The following is a 13390-nucleotide window of genomic DNA, read 5'->3' on the forward strand; positions in this document are numbered from 1 at the left end:
TAAACGCATCGGCTCCTGACTCGTCTTGACAAGCGTTGCCCAAAAAGCGCTAATAGAACATATCAGGAACAAATGATGCGCGAGTCGTCTCCCATACTCGCCGGGCTGCGTAAGCGCATCGCCCGGCTGACCGCCAATGGCGGTCTCGAAAGCCGCCGGGTCGACGGCTGGCTGGCAAGTGGACACGCGCCCTTCGACGACGCGATGGGCGGCGGGCTGGCGAGCGGACGATGCCATGAATTTTTCGCCGCCGATGCTCTCGATGCGACGAGCGCCGCGGCCTTCGCCGCGCTTGTGGCGCTGCGCACCCCCGGCAAGGCACCGCTCCTCTGGCTGCGTACCACCGATGCCGGCAAGCGCACCGGCCATATCTATGCCCCTGGCATTTCCGAACTCGGCGGTGACCCCGACCGGCTCTTGCTCGTCGAGACCGCCGATCCCAGAATGCTGCTCGCCTGCGCCAACGACGCGATCCGTTGCGCCGGGTCGGCGGCGGTGATCGTCGAAAGCTGGGGCAAATTCCCGTTGCTCGATCTGACCGCGGGCCGCCGCCTCGCGCTCGGCGCGCGCGATGCGGGCACGACCTTGCTGATGCTCCGTCTCAATGCCGTCCCCGCGCCGAGCGTCGCCGAGACGCGCTGGAACATCGCCGCCTCGCCTTCACGCGCACTCGAAGCCAATGCCCCCGGCGCTCCCGCCTTCGACCTCGAACTGCTGCGCTGGCGCGGTGGCCCCGCCGGCACGCGCTGGCGACTGGATTGGAACCATGACGAAAAATGCTTCGGGCCAAATCCTGGCGACGCGGCGCTATCTGGCGATCTTCTTCCCTTTCCTGCCCGCCGAGCGATGGCTTCGCACGGCGCCGCAGCCGCCTGACGCGCCGCTCGTCTTTGCCGAGAAACAGCGCGGTGCGATGCGGCTTGCCAGCGTTGACGCACGGGCAGAGGCCGTCGGGCTGCGCGTCGGTATGCCGCTCGCCGATGCGCGCGCGCAGATTGGCGAGCTTGCCGTCATTCCGCACGACCCCGTGCTCGACCATGACTGGCTCGACCGGCTCGCGCAGGGCTGCGCGCGCTATTCCCCGCTTGTCGCGCTCGACGCGCCCGATGGACTGATCCTCGATATCGCGGGCGTCGAGCATCTCTACAATGGCGAAGCGGGGCTGGTCGCCGATGCCGAGATGCGCCTCGCCCGGCTCGGTATGACGCTCCGTCACGCGCTCGGCCCCACCGCCGATGCGGCGCGTGCGCTCGCGCGCTACCAGACGCGCCCCGCCCCCGACGAGGGGCAAGCGATCCGTCGCCTGCCCGTCGCCGCACTCGAACTCGAAGCCGAGGCGACGACCGCGCTCGTCCGCGCAGGATTGAAGACGATCGGCGATCTCGCGAGCCGTCCGATGGCGAACATCGCCGCGCGCTTCGGCGCCGATGCCGCGACCGCGCTGCGCCGCCTGCTCGGCGACGCGCCGAGCCCGCTCGATCCCCGCACCGCCCTGCCGCCGGTCGTCGCCGACCGCCGTTTCGCCGAGCCACTCGGCAGCACGACCCACGCAACCAGAGTACTCGCCGAACTCGTCGGCGAAGCGATCAAAGATCTCGCCGAACGCGGCAAGGGCGGCCGCCATTTCCGCGCGACCTTCTTTCGCAGCGACGGCCTCGCGCGGAGCATCGCGATCGAAACCGGCCACCCGACCCGCGACACCGGCCTCGTCATGCGCCTGTTCGCCGAACGCATGGACAGCTTGCGCGACCCGCTCGATCCGGGATTCGGCTTCGACATGATTCGCCTCGCGGTGCCGCGGCTCGAACGGCTGACCGCAACGCAGTTGAAGCTGGAGGGGGGCGCAGGGGGCGCTGTTAACGAAGGGGCAGCCATGAACGAGCTCGCCGACCGGCTGACGACGCGGCTCGGGCGCGGGCGCGTCCGGCGATTACGCCCCGCCGATACGCATATTCCCGAACAGGCGCAGCTCGAACTGCCGGCGGCCGACGCGCCGCCCCCGCTGCCCTGGCCCGCGCCCGAAGCCGGTGAGCCGCCGACGCGCCCCTTCCACCTCTTCGACCCGCCGCAACCGATCGAGGTGATCGCCGAAGTACCCGACGGCCCGCCGCACCATTTCCGATGGCGCCGCGCGACGCACGCGATCCGCCGCTACGAAGGCCCCGAGCGCATCGCCGCCGAATGGTGGTGCCGCCGCGACAATGGCGGCCTGACGCGCGACTATTACCGCGTCGAGGATACACAGGGCCGCCGCTTCTGGCTCTTCCGCCACGGCCTCTACGACGAAAAACCCGATCCGCGCTGGTATATCCACGGCGTCTTCGCATGAGCGAGGAACCCGACCCCGGCCCCGACCCCGGTTTCGCCGAACTGGTCGCCGCGACCAACTACAGCTTTCTGCGCGGCGCCTCGCATCCACATGAGATGGTGGCGGAGGCCATAGCCCTTGGCATGTCGGGTATCGGCATTGCGGATCGCAACAGTGTCGCGGGGGTGGTGCGGGCGCTGACCGGGTTGCGCAAGCTGCGCGAAGATGCCGCAGAAGACGGGATAGACCTCCCTGACATAAAACTCGTCGTCGGTTCCCGGTTGGTGTTCGACGACGGAACGCCGGACATCATCGCCTATCCAACCACGCGCCATGGCTGGGGTCGCCTGACCCGAATGCTCACCATCGGCAATCGCCGCACCACAAAGGGCGATTGTGTGATGAGGCTGAAGAACCTGCTGATCCACTGCGAGGATATGACCCTGATCGCAATGGCGTCCGAGAAAGATGAACAAATCCTGCGCAGTCTGGCGAAGGTCGCACCGGGCTCGCTATGGCTGGGTGCGACGATGCCAAGAGGCGGCAGCGATCGCCGACGCCTCTCCCGGCTAGGCGCCTTGGCAGACCGTGTCGGCATTCCGATGCTGGCGACGAACGACGCGCTTTACGCCACGCGCGAGCAACGACCGCTGCACGATGTCATCACTTGCATTCGCGAGGGGAGCAATCTCAACGATGCCGGCCGCCTGCTGCGCGCCAATGGCGAACGCCATCTGAAATCGCCGCAGGAGATGCGCCGCCTGTTCCGCACTTGCCCCGAAGCGGTCGATGAAAGCGCAAAGATCCTCGATCGCATCGGTTTTTCACTACGAGATCTGGAGTATGAATATCCACACGAGCCGGTCCCCGAAGGCTGGGAGCCCCAAAGCTGGCTCAAACATATGGTAATGGAAGCTGCCAACCGACTTCATCCCAGCGGATTGCCCGAACGTTGGCAGGCGGTGCTCGACGAGGAACTCTCCCTCATCCGCAAATGCAACTTCGCCTGCTACTTCCTGACCGTCCACGACATCGTGAATCATGCCCGCACGCGTGATCCGCCCATCCTCTGCCAAGGACGCGGTTCGGCGGCGAATTCGCTCGTCTGCTATCTCCTCGAAATCACCTCGATCGACCCCATCGCCAACAACCTCCTCTTCACCCGTTTCCTGTCCGAAGAGCGTCGCGAGCCGCCCGATATCGACGTCGATTTCGAGCACGAACGGCGCGAGGAGGTGATGCAATATATCTATCGCCGCTACACGCGGCGGCGGGCGGGCATTGCCGCGACGGTGATTCATTATCGCCCGCGCAGCGCCGTGCGCGAGGTCGGAAAGGCACTGGGTCTCAGCGAAGATGTCACGCAGCGGCTCGCTGACACGACTTGGGGCAGCTGGGGCAGCGAAATGCCTATCGAACGCTTCGTTGAAGCGGGGTTGGACCCGGAACAGGATGACATTGCTCGGCTACAATGGATCGTTGCACAACTCCTCACTTTCCCGCGCCACCTGTCACAACATGTCGGCGGCTATGTGCTGACCGAGGATCGGCTCGACGAGACGGTGCCCATTCACAATGCAGCGATGAAGGACCGCACTTTCATCGAATGGGACAAGGATGACATCGACGAGCTGGCTTTGATGAAGGTCGATGTGCTCGCGCTCGGAATGCTCACCTGCATCCGCAAATGCTTCGACCTGATGCGTCTTCACGATTTGGGCGATCACAACCTCAAATCACTCCCGGAAGAGGATCCGGTCGTTTATGACATGCTGTGCGAGGGCGACAGCATCGGAGTCTTCCAGGTCGAGAGCCGTGCGCAGATCAACATGCTGCCGCGGCTGCGTCCGCGAGAGTTCTATGACCTTGTCATTCAGGTCGCGATCGTTCGTCCGGGACCGATCGAAGGGGACATGGTTCACCCATATCTGAAACGTCGTGCTGGCGAGGAAGCAGTGGACTATCCCTCTCCTGCGCCACCGTATGATCCCAAGGAACTTTACAATCTGCTTCGCAGAACATGCGGCGTCCCCCTATTCCAAGAACAGGCGATGAAGCTCGCTATTGTTGCGGCTGAATTTACCCCTGATGAAGCGAATGGTCTGCGCCGTGCGATGGCGACCTTTAGAAATGCCGGAACGATCCACCAATATAAGGAGAAGATGATCGGCGGCATGGTGCGGCGCGGATACGAAGCCGATTTTGCGGCCCGATGCTTCAAACAGATAGAGGGTTTCGGCAGCTACGGCTTTCCCGAAAGCCATGCCCAGTCGTTCGCCAAGCTCGTCTATGTGTCGTCGTGGCTGAAATGCCATCATCCCGCCGTCTTCGCCTGCGGCATCCTCAATTCGCAGCCGATGGGTTTTTATGCCCCCGCGCAGCTCGTGCGCGATGCGCGCGAGCATGGGGTCGAGGTGCGTGAGGTCGATGTGAATGCCAGCGGCTGGGACAACAGCCTTGAACGAAAGGCCGACGGCAGCCTCGCGCTCCGCCTCGGCTTTCGGCAGGTCGATGGCTTTCGCGAGGAATGGGCGACGCAGATCGCCGATGCCCGCGCGGCGCCTTTCGCCTCGGTTGAGGAACTCGCCCGCCGTGCAAACCTGCCATCGCGCGCGCTACGCCTGCTGGCCGAGGCCGATGCCTGCCGTTCGATGGGGCTCGATCGCCGCCCCGCACTGTGGGATGCGCGCCGCGTCCGGCAAGGTGTCCTGCCGCTGTTCGGGGCGGCCGAAACCGATGAACTGGGCGCCGAAGAGGATGCGCAATTGCCCCCCACCCCGCTCGTCGAGCATGTGCTCACCGATTACCAGACGACACGGCTGTCGCTCAAAGGCCATCCGATGGCGTTCCTGCGCCGTGACTTCGCGCGCGAGGGCGTGCTGAGCGCGGCTCAGGTGATGGCCGCAAAGAACGGCTCGATCGTCCGCGCCGCGGGCGTCGTGCTGATCCGCCAGCGGCCGGGCAAGGGCAACGCGATCTTCATCACGATCGAGGACGAGGGCGGGGTCGTCAACATCCTGCTCTGGGCGCGGCATTTCGAACGTTATCGCCGCGCCGTCATGGCGTCGCGGCTGATGCTGGCCGAGGGCGAGGTGCAGCGGAGCAAGGAGGGCGTCATCCACCTGATGGCGACGCGGATTGTCGATCGCACCGCGATGCTCGACGGGCTTGGCGACGGGCATGAGGTCCATCCCGATCTCTGCCGTGCCGACGAGGTCGCGCATCCGCAAACCCCGCGCGGCTATGCCGCGAAGCATGGCCATCCGCGCAACGTGCGCATCCTGCCCAAGTCGCGGGATTTTCATTGAGGCGTGGTCGCCGCGGGGCGCGGGCCGACGCGGCATCTGTCCGGTTGCAAACAGACAAAAAGATGATGCCCCGGCTGTGGGGGCCGGGGCATCGAATCAGGCTATCTAAGGGACCAACCGAATATAGCCTGAAATATGTTCGCGATTTTTAGCCGCGGAGCAGGTTCATCACGCCCTGCTGGCTCTGATTGGCCTGAGCGAGCATCGCGGTCGATGCCTGCGCCAGGATACCGGCAGCCGCAAGGTTCGTCGATTCGACCGAGAAATCGGCGTCTTCGATGCGCGACTTCGATTCCGACAGATTGGTGACGCTCGACGTCAAATTATCGACAGCCGACGACAGACGGTTCTGCTGGGCACCCAGGTTGGCGCGTTCGGTCGCGACCGTGTCGATCGCGGTGTCGAGCGTTGCAAGCGCGCCCTGCGCACCCGCCGCGGTCGAGAAGTCGAGCCCATCGACGCCAAGCGCAGCGGCCTGCATGTCGGCGACCGTGATGTTCACGACCTGGCCGGTATCCAGACCCGTCTGGATGTCGAAGCCCGCGGCGACGCTGCCGTTGAGCAGCACATTGTCGTTGAACGTAGTGCGGGTCGCGACGTCGCCGATCTGCGAAATCAGCGCGGTAACTTCTTCCTGCACCAGCGTACGGTCGTCGTCGCTCAGCGTGCCCGTCGAGGCCTGCATCGCCAGTTCGCGCATGCGGACGAGGATGTCCGAGATGCTGCCAGCGGCGCTGTCGGCAGTCTGGGCAAGCGAAATGCCGTCGTTGGCGTTGCGGATCGCCTGCGTCAGACCGCGCGCGCTGGCGTCCATGCGGGTCGCGATGGCGAGGCCGGCGGCGTCGTCCTTCGCGCTGTTGATGCGCTTGCCGCTCGACAGGCGTTCCATGGCCTGCGACTGCATTTGGCTGGCGACGCGCGAGTTATTCTGGGCGCGAAGCGCGCTCACATTGGTGTTGATGACGGTCATACTTGTTCCTTTCCGGCCTCGATGGCCATTCCCATGATGTGAGGGCTCGAGGAGCGGTCACGAAAGCAGTAACGGCGGACGACAAAGGCGATTAAGGGCGCCCCGTCAAAAAAACGCCGAAAGCCCCGAATAGCCTACGGATTCCCTAGCCAACAATTTGAAAACAGGTCTTTTAATTTTTTGGCACGCGCTTTGCATTGTTCTTTGCGTGCGGCACATCGCCGCGCATCAGGACGGATGGAAAGCAATGAGCACGATTGACCCGAGCCGGCTGCTGCAGATGCGCAGTTCGATTCTCAATCAGAATGAGGCGCTGCAGCGCGCCGCGGGCCGCAGCGGCATCGGCATCGGCATCGGCGGGGCCGATGGCGGCGTCGGCGGCGCAGGGGGAACCCCCGATTTCGGCGCCGCGATCAACAATGCGCTCCAGCAGGTCAACGCCCAGCAAACCAAGGCAAGCAGCATCAGCGAAGCCTATGAGCGCGGCGACACGCACGACATCGTCAGCGTGATGATCGAACGCCAGAAAGCCTCGCTCGGCTTCGAAACCACGCTTCAGGTGCGCAACAAGCTGCTGTCCGCCTACCGCGACATCATGAACATGCCGGTCTGACCCCATGGCCGAGACCCAGATCCTCACGCCCGTTGACGACGGCTCCGCGAACCGCCTCCCCGCCCCCGTCCTGGGCGGCCGGCTAGCGCCGTTGACCCAGTTCCTCCGCCAACCGGCGATACAGCGCGCACTGCCCGCAATCGCCATGACGTCGGCGATCGGTATCGCCGCACTCGCCTATTTCACGATGCAGGCGGCGCCGCAGGCGCAGCTGTTCGCCGGCCTCGACGACACCGACAAGGCGGCGGTCGCCGACGCGCTGCAGACGCAGGGCATCGGCCACAGCATCGACCCGACCACGGGCGCGCTGACCGTCGACGCCGACAAGCTCCATCAGGCGCGCATCGCGCTCGCCGGACAGGGCCTGCCCAAGGCGGCGCCCAGCGGCGACAGCCTGATCGCCGCGCTGCCCATGGGGTCGAGCCGCGCGATCGAAGGCGAAGCGCTGCGGTCGGCGCGCGAAGCCGACCTGTCGCGCACGATCGAGACGATCGACGCGGTCAAGAGCGCGCGCGTCCATGTTGCCGCCGCCGAACCCAGCCTGTTCGTCCGCGAAGACAAGCCCGCCACCGCGTCGGTGATGCTGACGCTGCAGAATGGCCGTTCGCTTTCCGACGGTCAGGTGCAGGCGATCCGCTTCCTCGTCGCCTCGTCGGTTCCCGGCATGAACGCCGATCAGGTGTCGGTGATCGACCAGCGCGGCGCGCTGCTGTCCGATACCGCATCGGGCAGCGACATGAAGGCATTTCAGTTGCAGGTGCAGGTCGAGGATCGCTTCCGCCGCGCGCTCGATACCTTGCTCGGCCCGATGCTCGGCGCTGGCAATTATACCGTCGAGGTCCACGCCGACGTCGATATGTCCGAAAGCCAGGCGACGCGAGAGAGCTTCCCCGAAAACGACCGCGCATTGACCAGCGAACAGATCACGCGCTCGACCAGCGGTTCGACCCCCGCCCCCGCGGTCGGCATCCCCGGCGCGCTGTCGAACCAGCCGCCGCAGGCGACAACGATCTCCGCAACCGGCCCGCAAACGGTCCCGCCCGGCGCGCCACCCGCTCCTGGCACCGAAAGCAACGAAAATGCCGCGCGCGCCTATGAAGTCGGCCGCGAGATTTCGGTGACGCACTCGCCGCAGGGCAAGCTGCGCCGCGTCTCGGTCGCCGTCGCGCTCAATCAGGGCAAGAAAGCCCTGACGCAGGCCGATCTCACCAAGATCGACAATCTGGTGAAGGGCGCAATCGGTTATGACGCGACGCGCGGCGATCTGGTTGCGATCAACCAGCGTCCGTTCGTGCAGGTCGAAGATGTGTCGCCCGCCTTTTACGACCAGGGCTGGTTCCTGCCGCTGATCAAGCAGGTCGGCGCGATCCTCGCCGCACTGCTCGCTTTCCTGTTCATCGGCCGCCCGATGATCCGCGCCGCCAAGGAACGTGCCGCGAAGCGCATCGCACAGCATCAGGAACTCGAAGCATCGTTGCTCGCAGCAACCGATCGCCCGGCGCTCGCCAGCGGTCAGGGTGGCCGCGAAATCACCCTCGAGATGATCGAGCAGGCGCCAAGCTATGAGGCCCGCGCCAACCTCGTCCGCGCCTTCGTCCGCCAGGATTCGGCGCGCGCCGCGCTGGTCGTCCGCCACCTGATGCAGGAGGGCGCCCGTGCCTGACGCCGCCGAAATGAATGCTTCCCCCGTTATGCCGGCGATCGAAGGATCGGCCGCCGCCGCCATCCTGCTGATGCTGCTCGACGAAAGCGAAGCCGCGACGATCCTCAAGCAACTGGGCCCCGACGAAGTGCGCCAGCTGGCAAAAGCGATGTTCGACACCGCCAATGCCAGCGAACAGCAGATCGGTCAGGCACTCGACCGGTTCGTGACGCGCAGTCGCGACGTCAGCGCGCTGGCGATCGGCGCCGACACGCGCATCCGTACCGTCATGAACGAAGCCGTCGGCAACGTCCGCGCCGACAATATCCTCGCCGCCGTTGCCCCGCAGCGGAGCGCCGCGTCACTCGAGATCCTGCGATGGATGGATGTCGACGCGATCAGCGGACTGCTCGCCAGCGAACATCCGCAGGTCGGCGCGCTGATCCTGTCGGTGCTCGTCCCCGATGTCGCCGCGCGCGCGATCGAGACGCTCGACGAAGTGTTGCAGGCCGATCTCGTACTCCGCGCCGCGATGCTCACCTCGGTGCCCGCTGCGGCGATCGAGGATCTGGAATCGGTACTCGCCAGCGCCAATGTCGACGGCCAGCGCGTCGCCAAACAGACGATCGGTGGCCCGAGCGACGTCGCCAAGATCATGAAGAAAATGCCGAAACAGCTTTCGGAGCGCACGCTCCGTTCGCTGAAGAAGCATGACCGCGTGCTCGCCCAGGCGATCGAAGAAGAGATGTTCATCTTCGAAAATCTGCGCGATCTCGACAAAAAGAGCCTCAGCGCCGTGCTGCGCTCGGTCGACGCCGCCCAGCTCGCGATCGCGCTCAAGGGCGCCGACGAAGAAATGGTCGACATGTGCCTTGCCACCATGTCGCAGCGCGCGGCCGAAACGATCCGCGACGAGATGACCGAAATGACGATGGTCAAGCGCGCCGATGTCGACGACGCGCAAAAGAGCGTGATGCAGATCGTCCGCCAGATGGCCTCGTCGGGCGAAATCATGATCGCGGGCGGAGGCGACGACTATGTCTGATCGCACCGCCGAGACCGGCTTTGCCCCCGTCTCGCTCGCCGAGGCGATGGCGCGCGGCAACGGCTTTCGCCCGCTGTCGTTCGTACCGTCGGCTTATATACCACAGGCCGCTGAAGAGAATTGCGACGAGCCCGACCTTGACGATCCGTTCGCACTCGGCCTCGCCGAAGGCCAGCGCCTCGCCGAAGCCGCCTTTGTCGCCGAGCGTCACCAACTGCTCGCGCTGCTCGCCGCCGCCGAAGCGCTGCAGGACGAGCCGAGCGAGGAACTTGCGCAGCTGATCGCCGAAACCGTCGAACGGCTGGTGCGCCAGATCGTCGAGGCCGCGCCGATCGACGCCATATGGTTGCAAGCGCAGGCCGAAACCGCCGCCGCGATGGTCGCCGACGCCGACAAGGCGCGCACCCTGTGGGTCCATCCCGAAGACGCCGCGCTGCTCGCCGACTGCCCGTTGACGCTGGCGATCGAGAGCGATCCTGCAATGGTGCGCGGCACGGTCCGCCTCGAAACCTCGACCGGCTGGATCGAACATGGCCGCGCGGTCTATCTCGACGAACTGCGCACCGCGCTCGGTACGGGAGTCGCCGAATGACCCGCCGCCTCGCCATGAGCGCGCAGCAACTGCTCGACCCGGTCGATCTGACGAACGCCAGCCCGCGCCGCATCGGCACATTGGTGTCGCACGAAGGCATCATGCTCGAAGTCTCGGGCTTCCCGCAGCCGCTCGGCAGCAATGTCCGCATCCGTTCGGCGAACAACGATTATGTCTATGGCGAAGTCGTCGGCTTTCGCGGTCACCGCAGCCTCGTGCTGCCTTTCGACACCAATATGCCGCTCGTCACCGGCGCGCCGGTCGAGCCGCATGGCGCCAGCTCGATGGTCGCGGTCGGCAAGACCCTGCTGGGCCGCATCATGGACGCGCAGGGCAATCCGCTCGACGGCCGCCCGGCAATCCAGTCGCAATTCCAGTGGCCGCTCGCCGGACGCAAGGTCAATCCGCTGCGCCGCGGCCGCGTCACGCGCGCGCTCAACATGGGTGTGCGCGCGATCAACGGCCTGCTCACCGTCGGCGAAGGTCAGCGCGTCGCGATCATCGCGGGCTCGGGCGTCGGCAAATCCGTGCTGATGGGGCAAATGATCGCCGGCACCGAATGCGACGTCATCGTCGTCGGCCTGATCGGCGAACGCAGCCGCGAGGTCAGCGATTTCGTCGAAACCAAGCTGCCCCCCGAAGTCCGCAAGAAATCGGTCGTCGTCGCGGTTCCCGCCGATCACCCTCCGCTTCTTCGCCTCCGCGCCGCGATGCGTGCAACCGCGATCGCCGAAGCATTCCGCGCCGAGGGCAAGAAGGTCCTGCTGCTGATCGACAGCCTGACCCGCGTCGCGCATGCACAGCGCGAGATCGGGCTGACGCTCGGCGAGCCGCCGACGATGAAGGGTTATCCGCCTTCGGTTTTCGCGCTGATCCCCTCTTTGTGCGAACGCGCCGGCATCGACCGCGAAACCGGCGGTTCGATCACCGCGCTCTATACCGTGCTCGCCGATGGCGGCGATATCGACGACCCCGTGGTCGACAGCGCCCGCGCGATCGTCGACGGCCATATCATCCTGTCGCGCCAGCTTGCCGAACAGGGCGTCTATCCCGCGATCGACGTCGCCCGTTCGCTGTCGCGCACGATGGTCGATTCGGTCGATCCCGAACATGCCGCCGCCGCCGCGCGCTTCCGCCAGCTGTGGTCGGCTTATGAAGAGAACCGCGATCTCATGCTGATGGGTGCCTATGTCGCCGGCGCCGATCCGGTGCTCGACGAAGCGATTGCCCGCCACGCCGACCAGATCGCTTTCGTGTCGCAGCCTGCCAAGGCGCAGGTCGATTTCCAGATTTCCCGCCAAACCCTGATTGAAGGATATTCCGCATGACCGCCCGCACTGCACGCCGCAAACGTATCATCCGCGTGCGCACCGTCGAACATCAGATGGCAGAGGCCAATCTGGCGCGGGCCAATGGCGAACTGGCGAACCTTGTCGAACTGGCAAAGCGGCTCGAAACGCTGCGCGTCGACCTCGCTATGGCGAAAGGCGCCGTGGCCGGCCGCGCGCTCAACACGATCGGCGAACTCGCGATGCGGCTCGACATCGCGCAGGAAAGCCTGACCGCGCCGCTCAGCAACGCAAGCCTGCGCCGCGACCAGATGGGCGCGCTGGCACAGAGCGCGATGGTCAAGGAAGAATCGGCGGTGCGCCTCTACGAACGCAGCCGCAAGTCGGCCGAAGTCGAACAGGAACGCCGCGACGACGCCAACCGCCCGCACCGTCCGCGCACGGGCATGCGGCTACGCCTGATCGAAGGCGGCGCGTCATGATGGGCGCACCCTCTCCCTCTACAGCGCAGGGAGCGATGCCCGCGGGCTTCGCTGCATTCCTCGCCAACATCGGTCAGGGTCCGGACAGCAGCAGCGAAGGCGGCTTCGACCAGCTTCTCGCTGCCGCGCCGATTACCAATGCCGCTGCGACGATCAAGATCGATCCCGCGCCGGCCGTCGGCGCCGCAAACCCGCCAGTCGAAACGCCGGTCGCAACCGGCGCCACCGCCGAGACCCAGGTGGTCGAGACCCAGGTGGTCAAGGCCGAGCCTGCGCAAACCGACGCGGCGACGCTGGCCGCAAACCTGCTGGTCGCGCTGAATGGCAGCGTCCCCGGCACCCCGGCCGCGCCCGGCAAGCCGGTTCCGGCCGAGCCCGGAACGGCCACCGCACCCGATGTCGAGGACGCCGGCGAAGCCGTCGCAGCCGCTCCGGAAACAAATTGGGTCGCCATCGTGGCTGCCACGGTCCCTGCCGCCGCGAAACCCGCCAAGCCGACGGACGCCGCAGCGGCCCAGCCCGACAACAGCGCGCCGGCCCTTGCCGTAACCCCGCGCCCGCGCGATGCCGCAATGCCGATCCTCGTCGGCGCCGAAGCGCCTGCCCTCAAGCCCGCCGACGCCGTACCGTCGATGACGATCCTCTTCACCCACCCCGCAGCGCAGGGCGCCGCAACACTCGCCGATGTGGCAGCCCCGGCGCAGATCGCCGAACGCGTGCTCGACATGGACAGCGACGGCGCGTGGATCGACCAGCTCGCGCGTGACATCGCCGCAACCAAATCGGACGGCGGCGACATCAATTTCCGCCTGATGCCGCGCCACCTCGGCCGCCTCGACGTCGCGATGCAAATGGGCGACGAAGGCATGTCGCTGAAAATGGACACACATCACGAAGCGACCGCGACGATCGTCACCGCCGCGCAAGGCCGCCTCGTCGACGAACTGCGCCAGCAGGGTGTCCGCGTCACCGGCGCGGAAGTGACCTGCACGCCGGGCGAGACAGGACGCCAGTCACAAAGCCAGGGCCAGGGACGCACTGCTGCGCCCGACCCTTCGCATCTCATCGAAACCGCCACCGAACGCGCCGAGCCGCGTGACGAAGACCGCGCCGCCGACCGTCGCGGCCGCTTCGCCTGATC

11 protein-coding genes are annotated in these 13390 nt (G+C 66.0%); 10 read left to right on the forward strand and 1 reads right to left on the reverse strand.

What is annotated here, in order from left to right; translation table 11 throughout:
* The first annotated feature begins 75 nt into the window (after nucleotides 1-75).
* From AC3A43_RS19570 to AC3A43_RS19580, 3 genes are read left to right on the forward strand one after another with little or no spacing between them, the layout of a single operon-like run.
* A complete protein-coding gene (locus AC3A43_RS19570) occupies nucleotides 76-876 on the forward strand; it encodes an ImuA family protein (protein ID WP_487794237.1) in 801 nt (266 codons plus the stop codon).
* Entirely contained in the window at nucleotides 767-2329 is a 1563-nt protein-coding gene (locus AC3A43_RS19575) for a Y-family DNA polymerase (RefSeq protein WP_487794238.1), read from the forward strand. The genes AC3A43_RS19570 and AC3A43_RS19575 overlap by 110 nt, the downstream gene beginning before the upstream one ends.
* On the forward strand, nucleotides 2326-5616 hold the full coding sequence (locus AC3A43_RS19580; RefSeq protein ID WP_487794239.1) for an error-prone DNA polymerase: 3291 nt from the start codon (nucleotides 2326-2328) through the stop codon (nucleotides 5614-5616). Before AC3A43_RS19575 ends, AC3A43_RS19580 begins: the two co-directional genes overlap by 4 nt.
* A gap of 148 nt (nucleotides 5617-5764) precedes the next feature.
* Here AC3A43_RS19580 and AC3A43_RS19585 read toward each other — a convergent pair whose 3' ends face one another.
* Complete coding sequence (locus AC3A43_RS19585; RefSeq protein WP_487794240.1) at nucleotides 5765-6586, reverse strand: flagellin N-terminal helical domain-containing protein; 822 nt, start codon at nucleotides 6584-6586, stop codon at nucleotides 5765-5767.
* A 247-nt stretch (nucleotides 6587-6833) separates the two neighbouring features.
* Here AC3A43_RS19585 and fliE point away from each other — a divergent pair, with 247 nt between their 5' ends.
* The 7 genes from fliE to AC3A43_RS19620 are packed head-to-tail and all read left to right on the forward strand — an operon-like array spanning nucleotide 6834 to nucleotide 13388.
* Entirely contained in the window at nucleotides 6834-7199 is a 366-nt protein-coding gene (gene fliE / locus AC3A43_RS19590) for a flagellar hook-basal body complex protein FliE (protein WP_487794241.1), read from the forward strand.
* A gap of 4 nt (nucleotides 7200-7203) precedes the next feature.
* Nucleotides 7204-8862, forward strand: a complete 1659-nt coding sequence (gene fliF / locus AC3A43_RS19595) for a flagellar basal-body MS-ring/collar protein FliF (protein WP_487794242.1) — start codon at nucleotides 7204-7206, stop codon at nucleotides 8860-8862.
* The gene (gene fliG / locus AC3A43_RS19600; RefSeq protein WP_487794243.1) at nucleotides 8855-9886 is read left to right on the forward strand and encodes a flagellar motor switch protein FliG; all 1032 of its coding nucleotides are present in this window, start codon (nucleotides 8855-8857) and stop codon (nucleotides 9884-9886) included. Before fliF ends, fliG begins: the two co-directional genes overlap by 8 nt.
* Entirely contained in the window at nucleotides 9879-10478 is a 600-nt protein-coding gene (locus AC3A43_RS19605; protein WP_487794244.1) for a FliH/SctL family protein, read from the forward strand. Before fliG ends, AC3A43_RS19605 begins: the two co-directional genes overlap by 8 nt.
* Nucleotides 10475-11806, forward strand: a complete 1332-nt coding sequence (locus AC3A43_RS19610; protein ID WP_487794245.1) for a FliI/YscN family ATPase — start codon at nucleotides 10475-10477, stop codon at nucleotides 11804-11806. Before AC3A43_RS19605 ends, AC3A43_RS19610 begins: the two co-directional genes overlap by 4 nt.
* Entirely contained in the window at nucleotides 11803-12249 is a 447-nt protein-coding gene (locus tag AC3A43_RS19615) for a hypothetical protein (protein WP_487794246.1), read from the forward strand. Before AC3A43_RS19610 ends, AC3A43_RS19615 begins: the two co-directional genes overlap by 4 nt.
* Nucleotides 12246-13388, forward strand: coding sequence for a flagellar hook-length control protein FliK (locus AC3A43_RS19620; RefSeq protein WP_487794247.1), 1143 nt, complete (start codon nucleotides 12246-12248; stop codon nucleotides 13386-13388). The genes AC3A43_RS19615 and AC3A43_RS19620 overlap by 4 nt, the downstream gene beginning before the upstream one ends.
* Nucleotides 13389-13390 lie beyond the last annotated feature (2 nt).

The organism is Sphingopyxis sp. Soil_C_28 (genome assembly GCF_057657055.1).